Here is a 25,184-nt window from a genome sequence, read left to right on the forward strand (position 1 = left end):
CGGACAACGGGATCGGATGATCGAGGCTTGCCTGCTCAATGAAGACTCGCTTTAGCCCCGGCGCCACCAGCGGCTCACGGCCTCATTGTCCTGGCCACGCGGAACCCGAGCGTGTCGAACTGAACCTTGCGGTGACGTGCGAAGCGAACCGCCGCCCGAGCTAGTTCCGTCTCGTTGTGCCAGGACGCACCGCGAATGGTCCGATAATCCCGATCGCCCTCGATCCATGCCGAGCCGTCTGCAGGCGCGCCGTTGTAACTGTCGTGCCAAACGTCTTCAGTCCATTCCCATACATTCCCGTGCATGTCGTTCAGGCCGAAGGCGTTGGGCTTGAACGATCCAACGGGCGCGGTCTGCAAGCTCCACTTGTCGCTGCAGCCGGCGCAGTTGGCGTTTTCCGCGCCGGGTTCTTCGCCCCAGGCGTAGCGGCTGCTGGTGCCGGCGCGCGCGGCGTATTCCCATTCAGCCTCGGTCGGCAGTCGATACTCTCTGCCGGTCAATTGCGAAAGCCAGCTCACATACTGCCTGGCGTCGTCCCAGCTCACATTGACCACCGGCATCGCGCCACGACCCCATGCATCGGTTGCGCGCGCACACGCCGAGGCGGCCACGCAAGCGTCCCATTGCTCGAACGTCACCTCGAATCTGGAAACAGCGAAAGGTACGCGAAATATCACTTCGTGCTGCGGACCTTCGCTGGTCCTGCGGTCTGGTTCGTGATCGGGTGAGCCCATCATGAACCTGCCCGCGGGGATCACAACCATCACCGGGCATCCGCGCGCGCATTCTCTGAATTCAGAGCCCGGCGTTGACGCCATTGCTCTCTCTGCGTCGGCGGAGAGCACAGTCGGCTGCGGAGCGGAACGGTGCGGTCCGATAGCTTCCTGTGCGATGAGGCGTGCATAGGGGAATTGAGCCCCTGCAAGCAGCAGCGCAGAGAGACCAATCAGGATTCCCTTTGTCGCAGCGCGCGGCTGTCGCTTTCGAGCCAGGACGGCCAGAAAGGTCAACATCGCTTCCAGGCGATCCATCGAATACACTTTCGAAAGGATAGCTCTCAATCTGTCATATCGCAGCAAATTCGGACGGCGTAACTTAGAACCGCACAAAGGGGTATGTCCACGAGCACCGCTACCCGGGGGGCGCCGCCCTCGTCACGGGCGCGCCCACATATCCCGGCGCTACCAACTATCGGCGCTACCAACGCCGACCGCCTAACCGGACTGAACTTCGGCCTGATCCTGACCGATTTCTCCCGGGGATTGGAGACGAAAGCCATGAACGAGCTGCTTGCGAGAGTTCTCGATGCGCACGGCGGTCTGGAGCGCTGGCAAAGATACAATAAGGTCGAGGCCACCATGGTCACAGGCGGCGGCCTCTTTCCCCTCAAAGGCCTGTTGCAGGATAGCAATCCGCGGCGCATGACCGTGTGGCTGCATGAGGAGCGCTCGTCCGTCACGCCGTTCGGGGCTCCCGATCAGCGGACGATGTTCACGCCGGATCGGATCGCCATCGAGAAGCTCGACGGTACGCTGGTCGCCGAGCGATACGCGCCTCGGGATTCGTTCGCGGGCCACCAGATGCACACACCCTGGGATCCGCTGCACCGTGCCTACTTCAACGGCGAAGCAGTATGGACATATCTGACGACGCCATTCCTGCTGGTGATGGACGGGGTCCGTGTCGAAGAGACCGAGGCCTGGCGCGAGGGGCCCGAGACCTGGCGCGTGCTGCGCGCCCGCTTCCCCGGCTGGATGGAAACCCACTGCATGGTGCAGGACTTCTTCTTCGGCGAGGACATGATGCTGCGCCGTCATGATTACAGCGTGAACATCGCGGGCGGCTTTCCGGCCGCACAGCTCACGTTTGCGCATATCGAAGCGGACGGTATTCGCCTTCCGAGCATGCGGCGCGCCTACGCACGCGGTCCCGATCGCAGACCCGTCACTGACATGCTGCTGGTCTCAATCGATTTCAGTGCGGTCGCCTTCACGTAATCATCCGCCGGTCGAGGCTCGCGCGATCGCGCGCTGAGGTTCCACATTGAAACAAAAATTGATCAAATAAGGCAAAATAGCGGGGATATTTCCCAAAAGCGTCTTGATTTTTCGCTCCGCTTTTATGGGGCGCGTTCTGTTTGATGGGTAAGAAGACATGACCGATCAACAATTGACTGTTCAGGCGATTAGCGAAGCGCAACGCATACTGGAAGAATACCTTCGGCCCCGGCCGCAGAACAATGAAACTATCCTCGACAGCTTGGTGGAAGTTCTCGGCCGCCCCGACTTGGTAGTCGCTGTAAGCCGCTTGCAGCAACAAGTGCGCAAATGAGGAAACTCTCACCAATCGCGCTGGCCGTTTGGATTGCTACGCTCTTGCCAGTTGGGATGCCAAACGCGCAGGCCAAACAACAATGCAGCGCCGCGATGCCGTCGAATACGCACGGGCGTTGGTGGTCCTATCGTCTGATCGATGGACGAAAGTGCTGGTACGAAGGCAAGCCCATGCTGTCGAAATCGTTGCTGGAATGGCCAAAGGAAGCATCCCCGCAACCCGTTTCCGCCGCAGCAGTTACAAGCGCGGTTACAGCGAAGCCTGGCAATCCATTGGACTCGCAAGCCTGGGCACTGAAGGAGTTTGATACTTTCGAAGCGCGATGGCGCGAAAGGGTGAGCATGCAATAGGCGTTGCCGCCAAAGGCAAGGCTTGAAGCGCCGGGATCTCGCTAACGCGCCACGGACATTTGGTTCTTGGCGACTGGGAAGATTGCTTGTCTTTCAAAAGCGGAAATCAGCCATGCGAACGGCTGCAGATTTCAATCTCTATTACGCCACCCCTGACCCCTGGCATATTTCCCACGCCCAATTCAGGGACAAGGTGTTGCGCCGATGCCTGAAGCCATTCATCCGGGACAAATCCGTTCTTGAACTCGGATGCGGCGAAGGCCACTTGACGCAAGCTGTCTTTGACAAGGCACGCTGGGTGGTTGGCATCGACATCAGCGACGTAGCAATTGCTCGCGCCAAATCGCTGAACCTGCCAAACGCCAGATTTGAAAGCGCCGATTTTTTGCAAGCCTCATTCGAGGGGTACGACGTGATCGCAGCCCTCGAATGCGTCTACTATCTGTCCCTGCCCGAGCGAGAAGCGTTCTTGGAAAAGGTCGCCAAGGAACACTCCGGCAAGATACTTTTGATTTCGGGTCCAATCGTCGACTACAGAAGACACTTCAGTCACAAGCGATTGATGTACGAGTTCACTAGTCTGGGGTTCGCTCCCCTTAGATTTCATAACCTGTCCGTTTACTGGCATCCGCCTTCATCTCGAATTATCGCCAGCCTGATCAAGCTGCCACTTGGACACATCGTGCTCGATTGGATACCGGAGCCGATGATCTATCAAAGGCTGTATGCGCTTCGAGCACCGAAGCAGCGCTGACTGGGTTTATCCGATAACCCGACAACGCGATTTTCGTGTGGTCTCTGCCGGACCTCGGTCGACGCGGGCGACTGCCGTGTCCAAGTTGGTTCATTAGCGCATGTAATCGCTTCCCTTCGCCATGAGGTGGCAAGATGAACGAGCTATCGCTGGTCAATGACAGCCTTCTGAAGCAGCGCCTCACGGAGCTGGACTCAATAGCGAGCTGGACGCCGCATATCCTTTCGGGCCTTGAGCGATTTGTGCGCACCGCCGGCGACTATGATCTCTTTCGCGTCAATCCTATCAAATACGCGACAGCAAACGGCCTAAGTGAGTCCGAAGGAATCCAGCTGTTTGTGCACGCCGCAAAAGTCGGTCTGTTCGAGATGCAGTGGCTGCTCACCTGCGCCTATTGCCCGCAGGTTGCAGGCAGTTTTCGGGAGCTAGACCAGGTCCACCCACGTTTCAAGTGCGAGTTCTGCAACGCGCTCAACGATGTGGCGCTCGACGACTACATCCAGGTCACCCTTACGATCTCGAATGCCGTCCGCGATATCGTATTTCGTCATCCTGAGATGCTGTCCGTGGAGGACTACTACCTGCGTTATAACTTTTCCAAGGACTTCAAGCCTCCGCACGGAATGACGCACGAGCAACTCGTCGCAGCACTGTCACGGGGATTTGCCGATATCGAGGCCAATCAGCAGAGCAGGTTCGAATTTGACGTAACCGCCCGCCGTTTCGAGGTGCTCGATCTCAGCCACAAGCTGCTTCTGGTTTTCTTTGCGAACGGTGAGCCGGCGGAACCCCAGGGAACGCTGGTCCGGCTCGAATCGGGTCGATTCATAGTTCCCGATCGGCCGACTGGACCGAGAGAAATGGATCTTGGCGACGGGCGCTTTGCGTTTCGACAGACGGTCGATCTTAGCCCCGGCAAGCACACCATTCAGATCGAGAACCGCACCAGCGATCGCGGACGCTTCTGGTTCCTCCAATACCCTTACCAGTTCGAGCCCCATCTGGTCGAGTATGAGCCGTTTCTTTCCGGCAAGCGGCTGCTGCTCACCCCGTGCTTCGGCGAACTCTACAAGACACAGTTGGTGGATGAGCGGGAGAGCCTGGCAGTCTCCGACATCACCTATCTGTTCACCGATCTAAAGGATTCCACCCCGTTGTATGAAAGCGTTTGCGACGTGAATGCCTATTTTCTGGTGCGTCAGCACTTCGACATCCTGAACAAGATCATTCGGGAGCGATCTGGCACCATGGTCAAGACGATCGGCGATGCAGTCATGGCTGGCTTCGAGCGTCCGCAGGACGCCGTTCTGCCTCCATCGAGATGATCGAAGAACTGCCACGGTTCAACCAAACCGCTTCACGACCACTCGGCCTCAAGGTCGGTGTACACAGAGGCAGAGCCATCGCCGTAAGGCTCAACGACCGGATGGACTACGTCGGGCAGGACGTGAACATCGCCGCCCGCGTGCAAGGTCTCGCCCGCGTCAACGAAATTTGCCTGACGGAATCGGTGATGGAGGCGCCCGGAGTCAGTGACGTCGTCAAAGGCCGACCGGCGTCGCGCGACTACGAGAACTTGAAGGGCATCGGCCAGAAGATGGAAATTTATCGGATTGAAATCTCTCCGGTGTAGAAATGAACGACCGCTGGCCGCTTGGCGGCAGGCCCACGTGCCGCCAGACCAACATACCGCTTGTCGGCATCAGGCAAGGGCACAAGTCGCCGCTGCGGTCGCTTCCGTTCTGAAACCGCCATTAACCCATGATGATGAGCAACTCTTCACACGTTGATTGAAGCGCGCTATCGGTTCGACGCGACGACTGTTTCCGGCGTCAGACGTGTGGCTCACGCAAATTCAGGGGCGCTCACGCGCTGATCGGCCCCAGGTCCGCCGCTGGTCAAAGGCGGGCATGCTCGCAACCGCAGCGCTTCGTCGACAGGGCCGTCCCCGCCCTTAATCCTCGATCACCTCGTCGGCGCGGGCGAGCAAGGTCGGCGGAATGATCAGGCCAAGTGCTTTCGCAGTCTTAAGGTTGATGACTAGTACGTATTTTGACGCTTGCTCCACTGGAAGGTCTGCCGGTTTCGCGTCTTTGAGAATCTTGTCAATGTAGCTTGCCGCGCGTCGATAGAGGTCGCTGAAATCCGCGCCATAACTCATAAGACCACCCGCGTCCACGTTTGGTCTGTACGCAAATATCGCGGGCAGCCGATACTTCAATTGCAATTCGGCCAAGAGTGGTCCCTGTGCGTTGAAGATCGGGGAACCCAAGACGAGAACACCACGGACGCTTTCTCGTGTCATTGTCGAGAATGCTTTCTCGATTTCCGTGACAGTTCCAGCGGGAGTTATGACTAGTTCGACGCCGAGTTTTTCGCTCGCAGCTTTAATCGCATTGATAGCGGTTGGATGAGAGGGGGTCGTGGGATTCCAGAGAACACCAATTCTCCTTGCGTGCGGCAGGGCTTCTCTCAAAATCTCCAGCTCTTTGACGGAGAGTTCAGTGAGAAGCATCGACAGTCCGGTGATATTGCCGCCCGGCCGTGAGAGGCTCGCCACATCCCCAAGCCCGACCGGGTCTGCATGTGTTGCGAAGACAATCGGGATCGTTTTGGTCACCTTTCGGGCAGATTCAACATGGGTTGAGGCGGGGGCGAAAATAACATCAACTTTCATGCTGGTGAGTTGGGCGGCGAGATCATGCATTTGATCAGCCCGCTCCGCCCACCGGAACTCAATGAGAATATTCTTGCCCTCAACGTAACCGAGATCGCGCAAGCCGCTCCGCAGAGCCTCAACTTCCCTCGTCCAATTAGACGCCGGGCCAAATCCCAGATACCCGATCCGCCACACCCTCCCCGACTGTTGCCCGCGCGCCGCTAGCGGCCAACCAGCCGCCGCGCCGCTCAGAAGCGAGATGAACTCGCGTCGTTTCATTGTAGATCTTGCCCACGATGACCTGAACGCAAGCGTAAGCAATTTCCCGCGCGGCTCAAGCGGTCTGATGCCCGCTGTGGGTCAATAGCGTCGGTTGGCCGCGTGCCGCAGCGGCAGGACGTGCGCCACGTACTGGTCCGGCCGCACGATCAGCATGCACCCTGCTTCGCGATCTGCCGCGCACCCTCCCGGGCGCTCCGGCGGAGCAACGAGCGCCCGGCAAGCTGACTTCCTTCAAGCTCGCCTCAAACCGGATTTAGCTCCTCCGAAATGAGGCCGCGCCTTGACCAGGCGCTAGCCGCCATTCCCGTTCTCGCCATTCTCGCCGTCGTCACCGATATGCTCGACGGAGACCACGTGCTCGTCCTCGGCGGTGTCGAACACGATCACGCCTTGGGTCGAGCGGCCGGCGATGCGGATGCCCTCGACCGGACAGCGGATCAACTGGCCCTTGTCGGTCACCAGCATGATCTGGTCAGAGTCCTCGACCGGGAACGAGGCCACCAGCTTGCCGTTGCGGTTGTTGACCGACATCGCGACGATGCCTTTGCCGCCGCGCCCCGTGGTGCGGTATTCGTAGGACGAGGTGCGCTTGCCGAAGCCGTTGACGGACACGGTCAGCACCACCTGCTCCTGCGCCGACATTTCGGCATAGCGTTCCTGGGAGAGCTGGAGCGTACCTGAAATCTCCTCGGCCTCGACATCGGCGGGCTCCTCGGTGCCGGTCTCGCCGGCTACCGCGCGGCGCATCTTCTGATACGCCGACCGCTCGTCCGACGTGGTCTCGACATGGCGCAGGATCGACAGCGAGATCAGCTTGTCGTTTTCGGCAAGCGCAATGCCGCGCACGCCCATCGAGGTGCGGCCGGTAAAGACGCGCACGTCGGTGACGGGGAAGCGGATGCACTGGCCGCCGGCCGCCGTCAGCAGCACGTCGTCATGCTCGGTGCAGATCTGCACGTCGACGATCGCCTCGCCCTCGTCGAGCTTCATGGCGATGATGCCGGAACGGCGGACATCGACGAAGTCGGACAGCTTGTTGCGGCGGACGTTGCCGCCGGTCGTGGCGAACATCACGTCGAGATTGCCCCAGGAGGATTCATCCTCCGGCAACGGCATGATGGTGGTGATGCGTTCACCCTGCTCCAGCGGCAGGATGTTGATCAGCGCCTTGCCGCGCGCGTTCGGCGCCGCCATCGGCAGCCGCCAGACCTTTTCCTTGTAGACCTGGCCGCGCGAGGAGAAGAACAGCACCGGCGTATGGGTCGAGGCCACGAACAGCCGGCTAACAAAATCCTCGTCGCGGGTCTGCATGCCCGCGCGGCCCTTGCCGCCGCGGCGCTGCGCCCGGTAGGCCGACAGCGGCACGCGCTTGACGTAGCCGGCATGCGAGACCGTGACCACCATGTCTTCGCGCTGGATCAGGTCCTCGTCCTCGACCTCGTCTTCCTGCTCCATGATGACGGTCTTGCGCGGGGTGGCGAAATCGTCCTTCACCTCGGCGAGCTCGGCCTTAACGATGGCCTGCACCCGCGCACGCGAGCGCAGAATCTCGAGATAGTCGGCGATCTCCACCGCGAGCTTGTCGAGCTCTTCGGAAATCTCCTCGCGGCCCAGCGCAGTCAGGCGCTGCAGGCGGAGGTCGAGAATGGCCTTGGCCTGCTCGAACGACAGCCGCGCGGTACCTTCGGCAGTCATCCGGTGCCGAGGATCGTCGATCAGCGTGATCATCGCCTCGACATCCCGCGCCGGCCAGTCCCGCGCCATCAGGCTGTCGCGGGCGGTGGTGGGATCGGGCGAGGCGCGGATCACGCGAATGATCTCGTCGATATTGGCGACGGCGATGGCCAGACCGACCAGGATGTGGGCGCGGTCGCGGGCCTTGTTGAGCAGGAACTTGGTCCGGCGCGTGATGACCTGCTCGCGGAACGCGATGAACAGCGTCAGCAGGTCCTTCAGGTTCATGGTCAGCGGGCGGCCGGAATCCAGCGCCAGCATGTTGGCCGGGAAATTCGATTGCAGCGGCGTGAAACGATAAAGCTGGTTCAGAACGACATCCGGAACCGCTTCGCGTTTCAGTTCCACGACGACACGCAGGCCCTCGCGGGAGGATTCATCGCGCAGGTCGGCGACGCCCTCGATCTTCTTCTCGCGCACCAGTTCACCGATGCGCTCCACCATGGTGGCCTTGTTCACCTGGTAGGGAATCTCGGTGATGATGATCGCTTCGCGGTCCTTGCGGATGGTGTCGATCGAGACCTTGCCGCGCATCATGATCGAGCCGCGGCCGAGGTGATAGGCCGAGCGGATGCCCTGGCGGCCGAGGATGATGCCGCCGGTCGGAAAATCGGGGCCGGGCACAATGTTGATGAGTTCGTCGATGGAAAGCGCCGGGTTGTCGATCAATGCCACGCAGGCGTCGATGACTTCGCCGAGATTGTGCGGGGGAATGTTGGTCGCCATGCCGACGGCGATGCCGCCGGCGCCGTTGACCAGGAGGTTCGGGAACTTGGCCGGCAGAACCGACGGCTCTTTCTCCGAATTGTCGTAGTTGGCCTGGAAATCGACGGTGTCCTTGTCGATGTCGCCGAGCACGGCGAGCGCCGATTTCGTCAGGCGCGCTTCGGTATACCGGTAGGCAGCCGGGGGATCGCCGTCGACCGAGCCGAAGTTCCCCTGCCCGTCGATCAGCGGCACGCGCATGGAGAATTCCTGCGCCATCCGGACCATCGCGTCGTAAATCGACTGGTCGCCGTGCGGATGATATTTACCGATCACGTCACCGACGACGCGCGCGGATTTGACGTACTTCTTGTCCGGCGTGTGCCCCTGCTCGTACATCGAATATAGAATGCGGCGATGCACGGGCTTGAGGCCGTCGCGGGCATCCGGCAGCGCACGCGCCACGATCACGCTCATGGCGTAATCGAGGTAGGAGCGCTTCATCTCGTCCAGAATGGAAACGGGACGAATATCGGAAGGCACCGGCGGCTCGCCGGGCTTGTTCTCATCGTTGTCAGACAAAGGGGGAAATCCGGGTCAGTTCTAGGCTGGGAATCATATAGCGTATCGGGGGGCTTTTAACCACCCCGGGGCGCTCCCGGCCAGCTGTTTTTCCCTTCGTTTTTTCATGGACTTACCGGGCAATCGCCGGGTTCCGGAGCGCCCGTCATGGAGAGGCGAATAGCGAATGGCGAATAGCGAATGGAACCCCTATTCGCCATTCGCTAATCCGTCACTGCCCGAACACCACCGCATGCATGATCCGCCCGGGGACGAAGGTGAACAGCCCCGCAACGACCAGCGCGCCGGCAAAGATCGAGATCATCGTGATCTTGTGGCCGCGGACCTTGTGCCGGCGCGCGTACCACACGCCGAGCACCAGCATGACCGGCGTGAAGATCGAGAGCAGATGGATCGGGCTCCAGGGACCCAGCAGCCTGATCTCGTGGATCCAGAACGAGGAGATCGCGACCACGGCCATCAGGCCAACCCAGATCCAGCCCAGCGTCCGGTGCGGCAGCGTTCCCTTCGGGGCCGCGAACTGGACGACGCCCAGCGCGAACGCTGCCATGGCCGCAAAGGCATGAAGCGGGATCGCGGGAGCGGCATCCAGCAACGGCGCGAGGCTCATGACGGACGCTCCCCAAGGCTCCATCCCGCGGCCGCCGGCTCGACGGCATCACGCGCGGCGGAAAACGCTAAACTGATCTCTTAATGTAAATATCCTTTACATCGGCGGGAGTCAAAGTGCTGCGGCGCACAACGACACATAGCTGAATCAAACTGTTGGGTCAGCTTCTCAAGAATAAACACCAGCCAACCGAGCTTGCTCGAGCCGCCGATTTTTCGGCGGCTCACAAGCTCCGGTCAGGCCTGAACGGTGCCCGATCAGAACGGGATGTCGTCGTCCATGTCGTTGTTGCGTCCGGCGCCGGCTGCAACCGCGCGCCGCGGCGCGGAAGTGGCCTGGCCGCCGCCAAAATCGCCGCTGGAATCGTCGGAGCCAAAGCTGCCGCCCGCGCCGCCGGAGCGGCCGTCGAGCATGGTCAGGGTCGAATTGAAGCCCTGCAGCACCACTTCGGTCGAGTATTTCTCGACCCCGCTCTGGTCGGTCCATTTGCGGGTCTGCAGCGCGCCCTCGATGTAAACCTTGGCGCCCTTCTTCAGGTACTGCTCGGCGACCTTGCAGAGCCCTTCATTGAAGATCACCACGCGGTGCCACTCGGTCTTTTCCTTGCGCTCGCCGGTGCCCTTGTCGCGCCAGGTTTCCGAGGTCGCGATGCTCAGATTGGCGATCGGCCGCCCGTCCTGTGTCCGCCGGATTTCCGGATCCTTGCCGAGGTTTCCGACCAGGATCACCTTGTTCACGCTTCCCGCCATCGTCGCTCTCCACTCAAAATCGGTACCAAAAACTGCTGCGCCACCGCTGCAATCGGCCGGCACGGGCCGCCCGATTAGCCGCCTCATCCGCATCAGGGACATTTGAGACGACCCTATACGCCCGATGGCCGCCCCGACTTAGCGATCCCTCGGCAAAGCAGCGGTTATCCACATATAGCATTGCCCGCAGCATTGTTCCAGTTTTGTTCTACGCAACCTCAGGTCATCCACACCCGACCGGTATTCCGGTATTTGCTCCGTGCCGGGAAGCCGCGCGGAGCCGGAGCTGCATGGCGGATATTCTAAACAAATCATTACCTTGAAGGTCTGCACTTCGCCCGCGAGTGTTGCATTTCGGAGACGGCATTTCCGGTTGAATTGGCGTATGGCTTGTCCAGCGGCGCGGCGCTCGCGTCTTGGACAAAAACGCTTCGGGACCAACGGGAAGCGGACAAAGGACTGGGGACTATTTGAAATGAAGAAGTTTTTGCTTGGTACTGTTGCTCTCGTTGCCTTTGCGGCTCCCGCCGCTGCGGCTGATCTCGCTGCGCGTCCTTACACCAAGGCCCCCCCGATGATCGCGGCAGTCTATGACTGGAGCGGTTTCTACATCGGCGCCAACGGTGGTTGGGGTTCGAGCCGCAAGTGCTGGGACGCAGTGACCGCGGCTGGCGCATTCATTGCCAACGAAGGTTGCCATGACGCGACCGGCGGCACGGCCGGTGGTCAGATTGGTTATCGCTGGCAGGCGGGCACCTGGGTGTTCGGCGTTGAAGGACAGGGCAACTGGGCCGACTTCCGCGGCAGCAATGTGAGCCTCTTCGTCCCCGCCACGAACATCCGCTCGAAGATCGACGCATTTGGCACGTTCACCGGTCAGGTCGGCTGGGCCGCCAACAACGTGCTGTTCTACGTCAAGGGCGGTGCGGCCGTGACCGCGGATCGCTTCGACATCAGGAGCAATGTCGCCAACGTTGTGGGTGCCACGACCGGTGACGATACCCGCTGGGGTGGCGTGGTCGGTGTCGGCCTCGAATATGGTTTCGCGCCGAACTGGTCGGCCGGCATCGAATACAATCACATGTTCATGCAGGATCGTACCCATACCTTTGTGAGCAACGGCGCTGTCGCTGCCATCGGCCCGGCCGGCGTAACGTTCAACGAGCGCATCCGTCAGGACGTCGATCTCGTCACCGTCCGCGTCAACTATCGCTGGGGTGGCCCGGTGATCGCGAAGTATTGAGCTTCGCTGCATCAGACGATTTCAAAAGGCCGGCCTCGCGCCGGCCTTTTTCTTTTGGTTGCGGTTTTATTCGCGGCGACGACGTCATCCTGCCCGCGGTTCCGCTGCCATCTGCTGCCATTGCAGTTCCCTGGCACTCCTTGCAAAACAAACCGTTGATGGCTTGCTGCGAGCACTGGAAATCCCGGCCCGTTCTTCCTACGTTCCAGCTTTCTGCCATCGGCGCCCGGCTAAGGTCTTCCCTGGCCATGCGCGCCCAACGTGGCGCGCCTCCACGCGCCTGGAAATGCCGATATGGATGAAGTGCTGAGGGCGAAGCGCCAAACCAACGCCGGCTCGGGAACGCGCGCGATAACGATCCGCGGCGCGCGCGAGCACAATCTGAAAAACATCGACGTCGAGATTCCCCGCGACAAGCTTGCGGTGTTCACGGGCTTGTCCGGCTCCGGCAAATCCTCGCTCGCCTTCGACACCATCTATGCCGAGGGTCAGCGCCGCTACGTCGAGTCGCTCTCGGCCTATGCGCGCCAGTTCCTCGAGATGATGCAGAAGCCGGATGTCGACCAGATCGACGGCCTGTCGCCGGCGATCTCGATCGAGCAGAAGACGACGTCGAAGAACCCGCGCTCGACGGTCGGCACCGTTACCGAGATCTACGACTACATGCGCCTGCTATGGGCGCGCGTCGGCGTGCCCTATTCGCCCGCAACGGGCCTGCCGATCGAGAGCCAGCTGGTGTCGCAGATGGTCGACCGCGTGCTGGCGCTGCCCGAAGGCACGCGGCTCTACCTGCTGGCACCGGTCGCGCGCGGCCGCAAGGGCGAGTACAAGAAGGAGCTCGCCGAATACCTCAAGAAGGGCTTCCAGCGCGTCAAGATCGACGGCAGCTTCTATGAGCTCGCCGAAGCGCCCACGCTCGACAAGAAATTCCCGCACGACATCGACGTCGTCGTCGACCGCATCGTGGTCCGCCCCGACATCGGCCAGCGCCTCGCCGAAAGCTTTGAGACCGCCTTAAAACTCGCCGAAGGCCTGGCGGTGATCGAATACGCCGACGCGCCCGCGGGCGCTGCCGAGGAAAAGAAGTCCGACAAGAAAACGGCAAAGATCCACAACAAGACCGGCCCGGAACGGATTTTGTTTTCGGAGAAATTCGCCTGCCCGGTTTCTGGCTTCACCATTCCCGAGATCGAGCCCCGGCTGTTCTCGTTCAACAACCCCTATGGCGCCTGCCCGGCCTGCGGCGGCCTCGGCGTCGAGCAGCATATCGACGAAGACCTCGTCATCCCCGACAAGGAGCTGACCTTGCGCAAGGGCGCGATCGCGCCCTGGTCCAAATCGTCCTCGCCCTATTACATCCAGACGCTGACCGCGCTCGGCAAGTTCTACAAGTTCACGCTCGACACCAAGTGGAAGGACCTGCCGAAGAAGACGCAGGCCGCGATCCTGCACGGTTCCGGCGACGACGAGATCAAGTTCTCCTATGAGGACGGGGTGCGCTCTTATGACACCAAGAAACCGTTCGAGGGCGTCATCACCAACCTCAACCGCCGTTTTCGCGAGACCGAGAGCGAATGGGCGCGCGAGGAGCTGGCAAAGTATTTTTCGGACATTCCCTGCGAGGGCTGCCACGGCTACCGGCTGAAGCCGGAGGCGCTGTGCGTCAAGATCGGCGGCAAGCATATCGGCGAGATCAGTGAACTCTCGGTCAAGCGCGCCGGCGAATGGTTCGAGAGCGTGCCCAAGGCGCTCAACGCGCAGCAGAACGAGATCGCCATCCGCGTGCTGAAGGAGATCCGCGAGCGGCTGTCCTTCCTGCTCGACGTCGGCCTCAATTACCTGACGCTGTCGCGTTCGTCCGGTACGCTCAGCGGCGGCGAAAGCCAGCGCATCCGCCTCGCCTCCCAGATCGGCTCGGGGCTGACAGGCGTGCTCTATGTGCTGGACGAGCCATCGATCGGCCTGCACCAGCGCGACAATGCGCGGCTCTTGGAAACGCTGAAGCGGCTGCGCGACCTCGGCAATACCGTGATCGTGGTCGAGCATGACGAGGACGCCATTCGCCTCGCCGATTTCGTGCTCGACATCGGCCCCGGCGCCGGCATGCATGGCGGCCACATCGTGGCGCAAGGCACGCCCGCCGAGGTCATGGCCAATCCGAAATCGCTGACCGGAAAGTACCTCACCGGCGAATTGTCGGTGGCGATCCCCGAGCGCAAGCCGCCGAACCATCGCCGAACCATCAAGGTGATCAACGCCCGCGGCAACAATCTGAAAAACGTCTCGGCCGAAATTCCGCTCGGCCTGTTCACCTGCGTGACCGGCGTCTCCGGCGGCGGCAAGTCGACGCTATTGATCGACACGCTCTACAAAGCGATCGCGCGAAAACTCAACAACGCCAGCGAAGGCGCCGCGCCCCACGACCGCATCGAGGGGCTGGAGCATATCGACAAGATCATCGACATCGACCAGTCGCCGATCGGCCGCACCCCGCGTTCCAACCCCGCGACCTATACCGGCGCGTTCACGCCGATCCGCGAATGGTTCGCCGGCCTGCCCGAAGCCAAGGCGCGCGGCTACGAGCCCGGGCGCTTCTCCTTCAATGTCAAGGGCGGTCGCTGCGAGGCTTGCCAGGGCGACGGCGTCATCAAGATCGAGATGCACTTCCTGCCCGACGTCTACGTCACCTGCGACGCCTGCAAGGGCAAGCGCTACAACCGCGAGACGCTGGAAGTCCTGTTCAAGGGCAAGAGCATCGCCGACGTGCTCGACATGACCGTGGAAGAAGCCGCCGAGTTCTTCAAGGCCGTCCCGCGCGTCCGCGAAACCTTCAAGACGCTGCACCGCGTCGGCCTCGACTACATCCATGTCGGCCAGCAGGCCACCACGCTATCCGGCGGCGAAGCCCAGCGCGTCAAGCTGGCAAAGGAACTCTCAAAGCGCGCAACGGGCCGCACGCTCTACATCCTGGACGAGCCCACCACCGGGCTGCACTTCCACGACGTCGCCAAGCTGCTCGAAGTGCTGCACGAGCTGGTGTCGCAGGGCAACACGGTCGTCGTCATCGAGCACAATCTCGAGGTGATAAAAACCGCCGACTGGGTCATCGACCTCGGCCCCGAAGGCGGCGACGGGGGCGGCGAAATCGTCGCCTGGGGTCCGCCGGAGGATATCGTGAAAGCGCCGCGGAGCTATACCGGCAAGTTTCTGGAGCCGGTGCTGAAGCGGGCGGCGGGAAAGCCGCGGAAGAGTACGGGGGCGAGTGAGGCGGCGGAGTAGACAACCGGACGTGAGGAGAGCCATTTGAGCGATACGCTCACTCAGATTCAGGCTCTTGTGACGCGGGGTTTGCTCCGCATTTCCGATCACGGCTATGACGAGCTTGCCAAGGATGATATATTGGTAACTGAGGTGCTGGCTGGTATCGATACCGCTGTTGTTGTCGAGGACTATCCGGCGGCAATGCGGGGACCCAGCGTTCTCGTTCTACAGTGGGACATCTTGCGGAGGCCGGTTCATGTGGTTTGGGCAATCCCAAAGGATCAATCGGCTCCTGCGGTACTAGTCACGGCATATCGACCCGACCAAGAGCGATGGTCATCTGACTTCATGCGACGGAAGAAATGATGCTCCGAAAAACCGTCAAACTCATTCACGAAGGCCGTTATGCGGCAGAAGTCCCGGTTGAGCTCATCGAGGACGATACCGGATGGTCGCCATACCTTTCCTTGGAAGATGCACAGAAGCTTGATGCCGTCCGGCTGGCGTTGCGCAGAGGTGAAATCGCGGAAGCCGCAAGGCATGGCCTGGTATTCGAATTGACGCCAATTTCCGCTTAGCAGGTTGGCTCGTAGGGCGGAATAGCGCGGCGTATTCCGTTCTTCTGCGCCCTAAGCCGCGTCCGCCGGCCTCACCCGCTTCGCAATCTCCGCGCCCTTCTCCCGCTCAACGACGCCGATGTCATATTGGCCCTGCAAGTCGAGCCAGAACTGCGCCCCATTGCCAAAATAGCGTCCAAGGCGCACCGCCGTGTCAGCCGTAATCGAACGGCGACCGTTGAGGATGTCAGTGACGCGACCTGAGGGTACGCCGATATCGAGCGACAAACGGTTGGCACTGAGCTTGCGAGCGGCTAGTTCGCGCTTCAATAAACGACCGGGGTGTACGACAGGAGCCATGACGGTCAACCTTTGTGGTAGTCCACGATCTCAACCTCGTGGGCATCGCCTTTGTGAAACTCGAAACAGATACGCCAGCGCTCGTTGACCGTCATCGCCCACTGCTTCTTGCGATCACCCTTGAGCTTGTGAAGGCCTACGCTTTTCAACGGACTTAAGTCGCTGAGTGACTTTGCTACGTTCAATGCCACCAACAGATCGATCGCAGCTTCGAAATCCAGCCCGCGAAATTGATTTGGCTGTTCGCCGTCCCAAACCTTGCGGGTCGCGGGATCGGATCATGGCATAAATATACTACGTCAAGCGGTGAACAGCAAGGATAGAGAACGAATAGAACAGCGTAGGCTCCACTATCCGCGGGCGGCAGGTTACCCCTGGGTCGGGCATTTGAATTGACACCACTCTCTGCCTGGACAAGCTAGGTCCATGCCCAGCCCGATTTACACCTTGTTCCGCAATGCGATCCTGGCCGAACAGCAGGTGGTCTGCACCTATGAAGGCCGCCATCGCGAATTGTGCCCGCATATCCTGGGTCTCAACAAGCGTGGTGAGGAAGTCGTGCTGGCGTGGCAATTTGCCGGACAAAGCAGTGGCAAGCTACCGCAGTGGCGGTGCCTGCGGCTTGCCGACGTCAGAAATGCCAATCCGCGTAACGGGCCATGGCACGCGGGAGGCTCTCACCGCACCGAGCAAACTTGCGTCAGCAGCATCGACCTCGACATCAATATTCACGTGCGCAAGTTGCGGTAGCGCGGCCGGCCAGTGTCGCGGACGTCCTTTGCAGTAACGCGCTGCTCGCCCTCGCCCTACACCGTCCAATAATGCGGGTGCCGGTAGGATCGCGAGCGGTCGCCCCAGTCGAAGCCGTCTTCATCGAACTCGGACGGGCCGGCGCGCAAATCGTCCAACGTCAGCTCGACCACGAAGGCCTGACGCGCGGGATCAAACCTGAGTTCGTCCCACCGCACGGGATAATGGTGATGGGTGGCGAGCAGCCCGCCGGTTTTTATCACGGCATACGCGACGGTTCCGCGCACCTTGTCCAGCATCAGTCGTTCGATCGTGCCGAGTTTTGCGCCGTCTCGGCCGTAGACGTTCGCCTGCTCGACGCGATCACTGGGCACCAGGGTATGCGGCATGGCATCCTCCCTGTTTTTCTCTGTTCTCCCGGCATTATAGCACCATGAGCCCGGCATGCGCGGGCCCGGCAACCGCGGCGCACGGACGCATGTAGGATGGGTAGAGCGCAGCGAAACCCATCAATCCCGCGCGCGGAGGGATGATGGGTATCGCGGAGCCTGTCATCGGGCGCGCATTCGCGCGACCCGTTGGCTCCACCCATCCTACGACCTCTACCGCCGCAAAAACGTCCCGAACGCCCGCGGTCCGTCGCCGACCTTGATCTCACCGGTCACCTTCAGCTCGACCGCATCGATCACGCTGATCGAGTTGCTCTCCCAGTTCGCCACGATGATCTGCCTGCCATTCGCCGTCGCCGCGATCCCTTCCGGATAATCGCCGACATGGATGCGCTTGACCGGCGCAAGCGTCGCGAGATCGAACACGCTGACGGTGCCGTCATACTGGTCGCTGACGAAGCCGCGGCCCTGGGCAAGTGCGACCGCGTAGGGGCGCAGGCCCGTCTTCACGCGCCCGATCTCGCGGTTATCCGCGATGTCGATCACGGAGACGTCGTTCGATCCGACATTGGCGGTGTAGGCCCGCCGGCCCTCCGCATCGATCGTGATGCCGAACGGGCGCGTGCCGACCTTGATGACCGCCTGGCGTTCGCGCGTGGCGGTATCGATGACGGATACGCTGTCCGCATCGCGGTCCGCCGAGAGCAGCAGCCGCCCGTCCGGTGTTACCGCAAGCCCCGACGGCGATGCGCCGACCGCGATATCGGCGATCACGCGCTGCGCTTTCGGATCGATCACCCGCACCGCCGCGGCGTACCAGTCGGCGACATAGACCGCGCCGCCATCCGGCGCCACCGCAACGCCGAGCGGACCGCCGCCGACGTTGATCTTGCCGACCACCTGGCGTGCGGCGGCATCGATCACGGTGAGCGCCTTGGCGTCGGGGCTCGTCACATAGGCGAAGCGTCCATCCGGCGTGATGGCTACCCCTGCCGGCTTGCCGCCGATCGCGATGGTCGCGACCGGCCGCGACGTCGCGAGGTCAACGACGGTGAGATTTTCGCTGAGCTGATTGGTGACGAACGCCTCCTCGGCCCGGGCGGCCCAGACCGTGCCGATGCTGGCGACCGCAGCCGCCAGAACGACATAGCGTTTTCCAGCGAAGTGGACCCGGTTCGCGCTCAGAAAACGCGTCAAGTCAAGACTCTAGCCCGCACGGTCAGCTTCCGCTTTCGACCTTCTTCTTCAGCGCCTCGAGGCCCGCTTTGTAAAGCCCGCTCACCGCCTTCACGGCGGCCTGGTCGCTCAGCTCCGGCGGCGGATCGTTGTTGGGAAAACCGCGGTAGAACGCGCCGGCCCACTCCAGGCTGCTTCCCTTGCCGTCGGCGCTGGGCGTGACCGTCAGGGTGGACGAATAGTTGGTGACCGGCAGCACCTTCACGTCGACGGCCGTGATCCGGTAGGAATAGGTCATCTTCTCGGCATCGTACTTATAGAGTTCCTCATCGACGGTCGCACCACCAGCCAGCGTCAGCCGCCGCGTGGCCTCGATCTCGTTGCCTTTGCTGCCCTCGGTCTTGCTGACCGGCTGCAGCCAGCTCATGTCCTGGAAATTGCCGATCACGGCCCACACCTTGGCCGGCGGCGCGTTGATCTCGATCGATTCCCGCACCTTCTGGCGGGTCGGCCCGTGCGCCCAGGCCACCCCCATGACTGCCAGCGCCGCCACCACGGCCCCCACCCTCGCGGTCGTTCTCATGTCGTTTCCTCTTGGTCCTTATGGCCGCGCAGGCGCGCGGCGGCGTTATGGCAACGCATTTTCATACCAAAGGAGGCTGGTTTGTGGCGCCGCCGGACCGCGCGGCGTATTCAGCCTGGAGCACGCTCGCGCGGCGCAACTCGCTTCGCTGGTGCGCCCTACCTCTCCCGCTTCTCCAGCGACGCGGCAGTCCGCTCCAGAAACCCGTTCATCCGCCGCGTCTCCGCGACCTGCTGCTCGTAAAGCTCGATCGTGGTCGAGCCGGAAGATCCACGCGCCTGCATGCCGTTGCGGCGCGCGAACCAGCACCACACCGCGATCAGTAGTACGAACGGCAGCCATGCGACCGCAAACGATATCCATTCATTCATAAGAAACGTCTCCGATTTCGATCACACCGGGCAATTGACAGCGACAGCGCGCTACGATGGTGGCTTGCCGCTCGAGCTCGCTCACATGTTTCCTTAGTGCGGTCGGCGGTTTCAAGTTCACCCGGCGCTATCAGAACTGGTCGACATCCCGGCGCTGCGGCATCCACTCGTCGACCACCGCTTCCACAAATCCGGCCGGATCGTTGCAGAACTCCCGCATTACCCGGTAGTGGTCGGTCTGTTCGACGGTCACAGGCTCCAGGCCATACTTCGATAGCCGCAGCAGGCGCGCGCCGGGATAGGCCATCAGCATTGGCGCGTGCGTTGCCATCACGACCTGGCAATGCGTCGATTGTTCCATGCGGTACATCAACTTCAAAAATTCCATCTGCCGCGCCGGCGACAGCGCGGCTTCGGGTTCGTCGAAGATGAACAGGCCCTGCCGCTGGCAGCGCTCTTCGAAGAAGCGCAAAAAGCCCTCGCCGTGCGAGTAGGACAGGAAGTCCGAGCTGCTTCCGACCGAATCGAGATATCTGGCGATCGAGAAGAAGGTCTCGGCGCGGAAGAACCAGCCATTGGTGATCTTCGGCAGCCAACTCGCGCGCAGCGCCTCAGAAAGCTCCCCTCCCATCTTCTCACGCGCATCCGAATGGTCGACGGCCCGGTAGCCCTTGCCGCCGCCTGCGTCGTCAAAGCCCGAGAGCACGGCAATGCCTTCCAGCAGCGTGGATTTGCCGGTGCCATTCTCGCCGGCGATGATGGTGATGGGCCGGTCGAACTCCAGTTCGAGCCCATCGCGCAGGAACGGCAGGCAGAACGGATAGGCCTCGCGGTCGGCGATAGCAGCTGGATCGAGCCAGACGCGCCGGAGATATGGCGCGGGCATATCGATGACGCGGTTTCGTCTTTTGCTCATGCAAAGGGCCTGCGGACGACCAGGAATGGTCAGCGCATCCAATACGCGTGGCGAAATGAAATCAAGAACAGAAAGGGAATCGCTCTCCCAAGCCAGGTCTAGAATGTGCCCGAAGTCACAGAGCGACACGACCGCATCGCGTAGCCCCTATCATCGCGGCGGGAATGGTCTCGCTCCAGGCAATAAGGGGAATGACATGACCAATCTGAACAATGACATTCGCGAACTCGCAACGGATGAGCTGAACGGCGTCAGCGGCGGAAGGTCCGACCTCGGTCAGCAACTTCAGTTCGCGCTTCAGGAAGCGAACAACGTCTATTCGAGGGCCTCGAAGGCTCAGTCGGACATGAGCTCAAAGTGGTCTCAGACCCTCGACGGCATTGCCCAGAATTTGAAGTAACGAGTCCAGCCCAGCCGCCTCCTCCGTCATTCCCCGATGCGCAATTGCGCATCTGAGGGCGCGCCTCTTGGCGCGAACCCGGAATCCATCAGGCCGCACACGCCGACGCCCGATGGATTCTCTGATGTGCAATTGCACATCAAAGCTCTCGCTACGCGAGCTCCGGAATGACGACGGCGAGTATTTCTCGACTGCGACAAAACAACACGACGGGCAAATCAATTCTGATTTATCGAAATCATGTCAAGCATAAAATTTCTGTAAATCAAAAATATTCTTGTTGCCGTCCGACCCAAATCAGTGCGCATCTATCGCCATCCCGTCCTATCAAGAGGGGCGTCGGCCGTCGTCATGACGAGGGGCGGGTTGCGGTGGACGCTGAAGTTGCGATTGACGGTCGTGGCTGAAGCGTACGACGAAAGCGTGTGGTCCTGGCGCCCGTAACGGCGTTAAGTCCTGCGGGAGCCAACGCTTCCGAGGGGCGACGGTGGCAATAGAGGCCGTCTCACCGGGGAGAGCGCGTCATAAGCCGTAAAGCCATTGCGCAGGGAATGTCGGATGTTCTCCGCTGCCCTGTATGCTCGTGTGCAGCTTTCTTAGCACAATCGCACACGAGATCGCGGGTGCAGCGCGCATCCGGCATTCCCTGCGCCCTCTGATTTTGGGGGTGAAGATCACCTGCAAACCTCGGGCGCAATGTGCCGCGAGAACGCGAAACTATATCCGCGTCGTCCCGGCCTTGAGCCGGGACCCATAACCACAGGGAGAAGTTTTGCGAACGGTCTCTGCTACTGAGCTTCATCGAGAGATCATGCGGTATGGGTCCCGGGTCAAGCCCGGGACGACGAATCATAGACGACGTCGCTCCGCAATAGCTGCGTCGTCCAGGCTGTTTGAAATTCGAATCCAGCTTCACAGCACCGGGCAGGACAAGCGCAGGATGACCAGCCCCAGCTCAAGGTAGTGAACCGGTTCCGTACTGGCGACGTCAGACTTTGTGCCTGCTTTTGCGGATCGGCCGCCGTGTTATGGCGATAGGAACCGACCGCTGCGAGCCAGGTTGAATATCGGCGGAGAAAGACTGGATGACCGCGGACCTGCATCGGCAGCGCCTACTGAATTTCCTCGACGTCTACTATGCCGGCGACATCGAGGGCGCGCTGGCGCGCTGCACCGACGATGTCGAATTCGTCGCCAACGCCCCGGTCGACCTGCTTCCCCACATGGGTCATCGCCAGGGCACGGAAGCGATGCGCGAAATGTGGACCACCGTTCACGCCCGCTATTCGGAGATGCGCTGTGAGGTGCCGATACTGGTCGCCGAGGGCGACAGGGTGGCGGCGAACATCCGGGCGTTCTTCCGCAAGCGCAGCAATCAGCGGATGGTGCAGTTCGACATCGCGGCGTTTTATACCTTCCGCGACGGCCGCATCGCCCAGATCCGCGAGATCATCGACACCTTCGACATGGTCGAGCAGGTGCTGGAGCGCGACGTCAGCGCGATCCTGAGGAACGATAAGCCGGAGTAGAGCCGGCCTTTGGCCCTGGCCCTTCGGCCTATTTCCCCCGCGACATTGAACCTCACCACCCCGGCGGCGACACACCACAAGGCTTTTTCCGGGGCAAAAGAACATATGAAGATCGCATTGCTGGCTCTGCTTGGTTTGGCGTTGGGCGCGCTGGGAGGTGCAGCGCTTGGAATCGGGGCCGGGCTGGCCTGGGTCGAAATCTTTAAAGTCACGAGTTTTGAAGGCTATAACGGCATGCTGGTGTTCTTCACCTTCATGCCGCTGGGCGCCGCGATCGGCGGCATCGCGGGCGCTTTACTGTTCGGCGTGATCGTTCAAGGACGCCGAGATCGCCATCGAGCGCGAGCCGGCGCGCCGCCGGGGGCGGTAAAAACGGGCGCCAGGGCGGTAAAAACACGCCGCATCCCGCATTTGTGCAATGCAGAAACGTCGGTTGTATTTTGGCGAAAAACGCCTATTGTTAGTATACCAATGAATTTAGCGACTGGCACGGCGTCGACGCGGACGCCCTGGGCCGTTGCCGTTTGAAATCAGTTTCAAGGACCAATTCAAATGACAGAGCATAGTCTCTGGCGTTTTTCGCGCGCGTTGCATCGTGCGATCAATGAACGCCAGCCCGCCGATCTCGAAGCCCTGCTCGACGAGGATGTCGATTGGGCGATCTATGGCCCGATCGACATGTTTCCGTTCTTCGGCTCGCGCCGGGGCAAGGCGGCCGTGATCGAGGTAGTCAGGCAGATCGCCGAGAACATCCGCGTCCATCGCTTCGACCGCGAGTCGATCATGCTGGGGGTCGATTCCGCCGCATCGATGATGCGCTACTCACTGACCGCGCTGGATTCGAACAAGCCGATCAGCCTACGGGTCGCGCATTTCGCGCAGTTCAAGGCCGGCAGGCTGACCAACCTGCGCGTGCTGGTCGACACCTTTGACCTGGTCGAGCAGGCGGCGGGTTATCCCATCCATCTGCCGCGAATGGCGGTCTGACCCACAATTCCTTTCGTCATGGCCGGCCCGAAGCGCGTCTTCGCGCCAGAGGTCGCGGGGACCCACGTCCTCTTCACCAGCCCCTGGAGACGTGGTTGCGACACCAGCGTGACGCGCGCTTCGCGCTTGATCGAGCAGCGAAGCAGCGCCGGCGCTGACGGCCCGGACATGACGGAATGCGAGGGCGCGCGAATGCGCCCTCGCCATAATTTCGCACCACCGCCGACGCATTCTCTGCCCGATTTGGAATGCGGGCGGGTTATGACTTCCACGACACGATTTGGCTGGATCAGGCTGCCGTTGCTGGTGGCCGGCTTCAGCCTGGCTGCGGTGCTGGCCGTGGCGGCGCAAACGCCGCCCGCCGATGAGGATACCGAGGAGCCGGCGGAGGAAGCGGCCGACGTCGCGGCGGCGCCGGATGTCAATGACCCCGATATCATGAAGGATATCGACGTTTCCAAGCTCGACTGGAGCCAGCTCGATCTCGATGCCGCGCCCCTGACCGGGCCTGCCGCAAAAACCCGCGCCGCGTCGAAAGCCGCGGCCGCGACCAGCGCGGGTACGGCCTGGTCGGCGAACGAAAAGGCGAACGGCAGCTCCGCGGTGTCGGTCAAGCAGTCGCTGACCCCGTTCTGGGATGCGCGGATCGGCGCCGACATGACGGTTGCCCGGCAAGGCACGCTGACGGCCCAGGAATTGCTGTCGGAAAAACTCGCCAATGGCGGCAGCCTGCCGCAATCGTCCGGCACCGCCTGGGCCGCGATCACGGCGCCGGGTGTCGGCTCGATCTGGGACAAGACGTCAGTCGAAGCCCGCGTCGATCCCGGCGCGGACCAGGGCAAGCTCGGCACCTCCTTGAGCAAATCGCTGCCAATCGGCGAGGAATATTCGCTCACGCTGCACAACGGCTACAATCTGATCCAGCAGGGCATCGTTCCGGTGCCCGGCATCATCAGCCATCCAACCCGCAGCTATGAGACCGACCAGTCGGCGCGCCTGAGCATCGCCGACACCGGCACCAGCTTCATGGCCGGCCAGACGCTGTCGACCTCGGACGACAAATGGCTGCGCAAGGTCGGCGCCGAACAAAAACTGTTCGACGGCGTCACCATCTCGGGTTCGGTCGGCGAGACCCCGTCGGGCGTCATTAACAAGAGTTTTGGCGCAGGCTTCAAGCGCAGCTGGTAAGCCCCTGCAGTTCTTCGCCAATCCTTTTCAGAATGATGCAGCATTGCCGCATATTGGCCCAGATGCGGTCAAATTCCACCCTACTGATAGGAACGCTTCACTTCGTCGTGCGGGGGACGTCCGCGCTCGCTTTTCGCGAAACAGAGGAATGGCCGATGAACGCTACCAATCGAACCGAACAAATTGAATCAACTGAGGATGTCGTCGACAGCAACCTCGCTGCGGTGTCGGAAGTCGAGGCCGGGATCCGCGACTTCGTCCGCAACGATATCGCCTATCTGCGCCGTCCGCCTGCCGGTGCCACGGAAACCGTGCCGCTCGATGCCAGTGCGGAAGCCACCGTCAACAACGTCAACTCGCTGATCCAGCGCGTCGCCGGAACCTCGCTTGCTGAAATCGAGAAGCTGATTTCGGAACTCGAGAGCCTGCGCGATCTCTTGCATGCCGAAGGTCAGCGCGTTCAGCGCGAAATCTCCGGCTATGCGCAGCTCAGCCAGGCGGCGATGAAGTCGACGCGCATGATTGCCGACAACGTCACGCAGTGGAAGCGCGCCGCCGACGGGCTGCGCAACAGCTGATCCGGAATCTTTTACTGATTCCAGACCGTTGCAAAAATCCTACACCCGCCGTCTTCTTCAACAGAAGGCGGCGGTTTCGTTTGATATGTAACTGTTTTGAACTTTATAAGCGGCGCGTCGGGATCAAGGGACGGATG

Annotated in this window: 28 protein-coding genes and 1 pseudogene; 16 read left to right on the top strand and 13 right to left on the bottom strand. The window is 61.3% G+C overall.

What is annotated here, in order from left to right; translation table 11 throughout:
- Positions 1-74 precede the first annotated feature (74 nt).
- Positions 75-1,031: a formylglycine-generating enzyme family protein gene (locus JQ558_RS09275; protein ID WP_212293460.1), complete on the bottom strand. Its 957-nt coding sequence runs from the start codon at positions 1,029-1,031 to the stop codon at positions 75-77.
- Positions 1,032-1,277: 246 nt separating this feature from the next.
- Between JQ558_RS09275 and JQ558_RS09280 the strand changes: the two genes are divergently transcribed.
- Positions 1,278-1,997 carry a hypothetical protein gene (locus JQ558_RS09280; RefSeq protein WP_212293461.1) on the top strand — a complete coding sequence of 240 codons (720 nt, stop codon included), beginning with the start codon at positions 1,278-1,280 and terminating at the stop codon, positions 1,995-1,997.
- Here the strand turns inward: JQ558_RS09280 and JQ558_RS09285 are convergent.
- Complete coding sequence (locus tag JQ558_RS09285; protein ID WP_212210418.1) at positions 1,990-2,316, bottom strand: hypothetical protein; 327 nt, start codon at positions 2,314-2,316, stop codon at positions 1,990-1,992. The two genes, JQ558_RS09280 and JQ558_RS09285, sit on opposite strands and share 8 nt — an antisense overlap.
- Before the next feature lie 11 nt (positions 2,317-2,327).
- Between JQ558_RS09285 and JQ558_RS09290 the strand changes: the two genes are divergently transcribed.
- From JQ558_RS09290 to JQ558_RS37830, 4 genes are all read left to right on the top strand, one after another.
- Entirely contained in the window at positions 2,328-2,684 is a 357-nt protein-coding gene (locus JQ558_RS09290; protein ID WP_249119586.1) for a hypothetical protein, read from the top strand.
- Between the two features lie 112 nt (positions 2,685-2,796).
- Positions 2,797-3,438 (top strand): trans-aconitate 2-methyltransferase, encoded by a 642-nt coding sequence (locus JQ558_RS09295; RefSeq protein ID WP_212293462.1) that lies wholly within the window; start codon positions 2,797-2,799, stop codon positions 3,436-3,438.
- A gap of 134 nt (positions 3,439-3,572) precedes the next feature.
- Positions 3,573-4,763: a DUF5939 domain-containing protein gene (locus JQ558_RS09300; RefSeq protein WP_283814165.1), complete on the top strand. Its 1,191-nt coding sequence runs from the start codon at positions 3,573-3,575 to the stop codon at positions 4,761-4,763.
- Positions 4,760-5,071: an adenylate/guanylate cyclase domain-containing protein gene (locus JQ558_RS37830; RefSeq protein ID WP_283814166.1), complete on the top strand. Its 312-nt coding sequence runs from the start codon at positions 4,760-4,762 to the stop codon at positions 5,069-5,071. Before JQ558_RS09300 ends, JQ558_RS37830 begins: the two co-directional genes overlap by 4 nt.
- Positions 5,072-5,392: 321 nt before the next feature.
- Here the strand turns inward: JQ558_RS37830 and JQ558_RS09305 are convergent, their stop codons facing one another.
- From JQ558_RS09305 to JQ558_RS09320, 4 genes are all read right to left on the bottom strand, one after another.
- Positions 5,393-6,376 carry an ABC transporter substrate-binding protein gene (locus tag JQ558_RS09305; protein WP_212293463.1) on the bottom strand — a complete coding sequence of 328 codons (984 nt, stop codon included), beginning with the start codon at positions 6,374-6,376 and terminating at the stop codon, positions 5,393-5,395.
- A 294-nt stretch (positions 6,377-6,670) separates the two neighbouring features.
- Positions 6,671-9,400: a DNA gyrase subunit A gene (gyrA, locus tag JQ558_RS09310; protein ID WP_212274919.1), complete on the bottom strand. Its 2,730-nt coding sequence runs from the start codon at positions 9,398-9,400 to the stop codon at positions 6,671-6,673.
- Between the two features lie 211 nt (positions 9,401-9,611).
- Positions 9,612-10,010 (bottom strand): DUF2306 domain-containing protein, encoded by a 399-nt coding sequence (locus tag JQ558_RS09315; RefSeq protein WP_212210518.1) that lies wholly within the window; start codon positions 10,008-10,010, stop codon positions 9,612-9,614.
- Between the two features lie 257 nt (positions 10,011-10,267).
- Positions 10,268-10,759 (bottom strand): single-stranded DNA-binding protein, encoded by a 492-nt coding sequence (locus JQ558_RS09320; RefSeq protein ID WP_212210426.1) that lies wholly within the window; start codon positions 10,757-10,759, stop codon positions 10,268-10,270.
- Positions 10,760-11,234: 475 nt separating this feature from the next.
- On the opposite strand from JQ558_RS09320, the gene JQ558_RS09325 reads away from it, so the two are divergent.
- The 4 genes from JQ558_RS09325 to JQ558_RS09340 all read left to right on the top strand — a co-directional run bounded on the left by JQ558_RS09325 (position 11,235) and on the right by JQ558_RS09340 (position 15,841).
- Positions 11,235-12,002: an outer membrane protein gene (locus JQ558_RS09325; protein ID WP_212210428.1), complete on the top strand. Its 768-nt coding sequence runs from the start codon at positions 11,235-11,237 to the stop codon at positions 12,000-12,002.
- Positions 12,003-12,296: 294 nt separating this feature from the next.
- Positions 12,297-15,281 carry an excinuclease ABC subunit UvrA gene (uvrA, locus tag JQ558_RS09330; RefSeq protein WP_212293464.1) on the top strand — a complete coding sequence of 995 codons (2,985 nt, stop codon included), beginning with the start codon at positions 12,297-12,299 and terminating at the stop codon, positions 15,279-15,281.
- A 24-nt stretch (positions 15,282-15,305) separates the two neighbouring features.
- Complete coding sequence (locus JQ558_RS09335) at positions 15,306-15,629, top strand: DUF4258 domain-containing protein (RefSeq protein WP_212210432.1); 324 nt, start codon at positions 15,306-15,308, stop codon at positions 15,627-15,629.
- Positions 15,629-15,841 carry a hypothetical protein gene (locus JQ558_RS09340; protein ID WP_212210519.1) on the top strand — a complete coding sequence of 71 codons (213 nt, stop codon included), beginning with the start codon at positions 15,629-15,631 and terminating at the stop codon, positions 15,839-15,841. Before JQ558_RS09335 ends, JQ558_RS09340 begins: the two co-directional genes overlap by 1 nt.
- Positions 15,842-15,892: 51 nt before the next feature.
- Here JQ558_RS09340 and JQ558_RS09345 read toward each other — a convergent pair whose 3' ends face one another.
- Both JQ558_RS09345 and JQ558_RS09350 read right to left on the bottom strand, forming a co-directional pair.
- The gene (locus JQ558_RS09345; protein WP_212210434.1) at positions 15,893-16,180 is read right to left on the bottom strand and encodes a HigA family addiction module antitoxin; all 288 of its coding nucleotides are present in this window, start codon (positions 16,178-16,180) and stop codon (positions 15,893-15,895) included.
- 5 nt (positions 16,181-16,185) lie between these two features.
- Positions 16,186-16,371, bottom strand: coding sequence for a type II toxin-antitoxin system RelE/ParE family toxin (locus JQ558_RS09350; RefSeq protein WP_312014973.1), 186 nt, complete (start codon positions 16,369-16,371; stop codon positions 16,186-16,188).
- A gap of 235 nt (positions 16,372-16,606) precedes the next feature.
- On the opposite strand from JQ558_RS09350, the gene JQ558_RS09355 reads away from it, so the two are divergent.
- Positions 16,607-16,930 carry a hypothetical protein gene (locus JQ558_RS09355; protein WP_212210436.1) on the top strand — a complete coding sequence of 108 codons (324 nt, stop codon included), beginning with the start codon at positions 16,607-16,609 and terminating at the stop codon, positions 16,928-16,930.
- A 56-nt stretch (positions 16,931-16,986) separates the two neighbouring features.
- Here the strand turns inward: JQ558_RS09355 and JQ558_RS09360 are convergent, their stop codons facing one another.
- The 5 genes from JQ558_RS09360 to JQ558_RS09380 all read right to left on the bottom strand — a co-directional run bounded on the left by JQ558_RS09360 (position 16,987) and on the right by JQ558_RS09380 (position 20,365).
- The gene (locus JQ558_RS09360) at positions 16,987-17,319 is read right to left on the bottom strand and encodes a PRC-barrel domain-containing protein (RefSeq protein ID WP_212293465.1); all 333 of its coding nucleotides are present in this window, start codon (positions 17,317-17,319) and stop codon (positions 16,987-16,989) included.
- Positions 17,320-17,532: 213 nt separating this feature from the next.
- Positions 17,533-18,459 carry a cytochrome D1 domain-containing protein gene (locus JQ558_RS09365; RefSeq protein ID WP_249119593.1) on the bottom strand — a complete coding sequence of 309 codons (927 nt, stop codon included), beginning with the start codon at positions 18,457-18,459 and terminating at the stop codon, positions 17,533-17,535.
- A gap of 79 nt (positions 18,460-18,538) precedes the next feature.
- Complete coding sequence (locus JQ558_RS09370; protein WP_212210439.1) at positions 18,539-19,078, bottom strand: SRPBCC family protein; 540 nt, start codon at positions 19,076-19,078, stop codon at positions 18,539-18,541.
- Between the two features lie 158 nt (positions 19,079-19,236).
- Positions 19,237-19,449: a hypothetical protein gene (locus tag JQ558_RS09375; RefSeq protein ID WP_212293466.1), complete on the bottom strand. Its 213-nt coding sequence runs from the start codon at positions 19,447-19,449 to the stop codon at positions 19,237-19,239.
- A 130-nt stretch (positions 19,450-19,579) separates the two neighbouring features.
- Positions 19,580-20,365 carry an AAA family ATPase gene (locus JQ558_RS09380; protein ID WP_212210443.1) on the bottom strand — a complete coding sequence of 262 codons (786 nt, stop codon included), beginning with the start codon at positions 20,363-20,365 and terminating at the stop codon, positions 19,580-19,582.
- Positions 20,366-20,561: 196 nt separating this feature from the next.
- Between JQ558_RS09380 and JQ558_RS09385 the strand changes: the two genes are divergently transcribed.
- From JQ558_RS09385 to JQ558_RS09410, 6 genes and pseudogenes are all read left to right on the top strand, one after another.
- The gene (locus tag JQ558_RS09385; protein WP_212293467.1) at positions 20,562-20,765 is read left to right on the top strand and encodes a hypothetical protein; all 204 of its coding nucleotides are present in this window, start codon (positions 20,562-20,564) and stop codon (positions 20,763-20,765) included.
- A gap of 1,085 nt (positions 20,766-21,850) precedes the next feature.
- On the top strand, positions 21,851-22,294 hold the full coding sequence (locus JQ558_RS09390; RefSeq protein WP_212293468.1) for a nuclear transport factor 2 family protein: 444 nt from the start codon (positions 21,851-21,853) through the stop codon (positions 22,292-22,294).
- A 105-nt stretch (positions 22,295-22,399) separates the two neighbouring features.
- Positions 22,400-22,664: pseudogene (locus JQ558_RS09395) on the top strand (hypothetical protein).
- 182 nt (positions 22,665-22,846) lie between these two features.
- Positions 22,847-23,281 carry a nuclear transport factor 2 family protein gene (locus tag JQ558_RS09400; RefSeq protein WP_212293469.1) on the top strand — a complete coding sequence of 145 codons (435 nt, stop codon included), beginning with the start codon at positions 22,847-22,849 and terminating at the stop codon, positions 23,279-23,281.
- A gap of 261 nt (positions 23,282-23,542) precedes the next feature.
- Complete coding sequence (locus JQ558_RS09405) at positions 23,543-24,469, top strand: hypothetical protein (protein ID WP_212293470.1); 927 nt, start codon at positions 23,543-23,545, stop codon at positions 24,467-24,469.
- Between the two features lie 155 nt (positions 24,470-24,624).
- Positions 24,625-25,047, top strand: a complete 423-nt coding sequence (locus JQ558_RS09410; RefSeq protein ID WP_212293471.1) for a hypothetical protein — start codon at positions 24,625-24,627, stop codon at positions 25,045-25,047.
- The last annotated feature ends 137 nt before the right edge of the window (positions 25,048-25,184 follow it).

Source organism: Bradyrhizobium sp. AUGA SZCCT0160, from assembly GCF_018130105.1.
GTDB lineage: Bacteria > Pseudomonadota > Alphaproteobacteria > Rhizobiales > Xanthobacteraceae > Bradyrhizobium.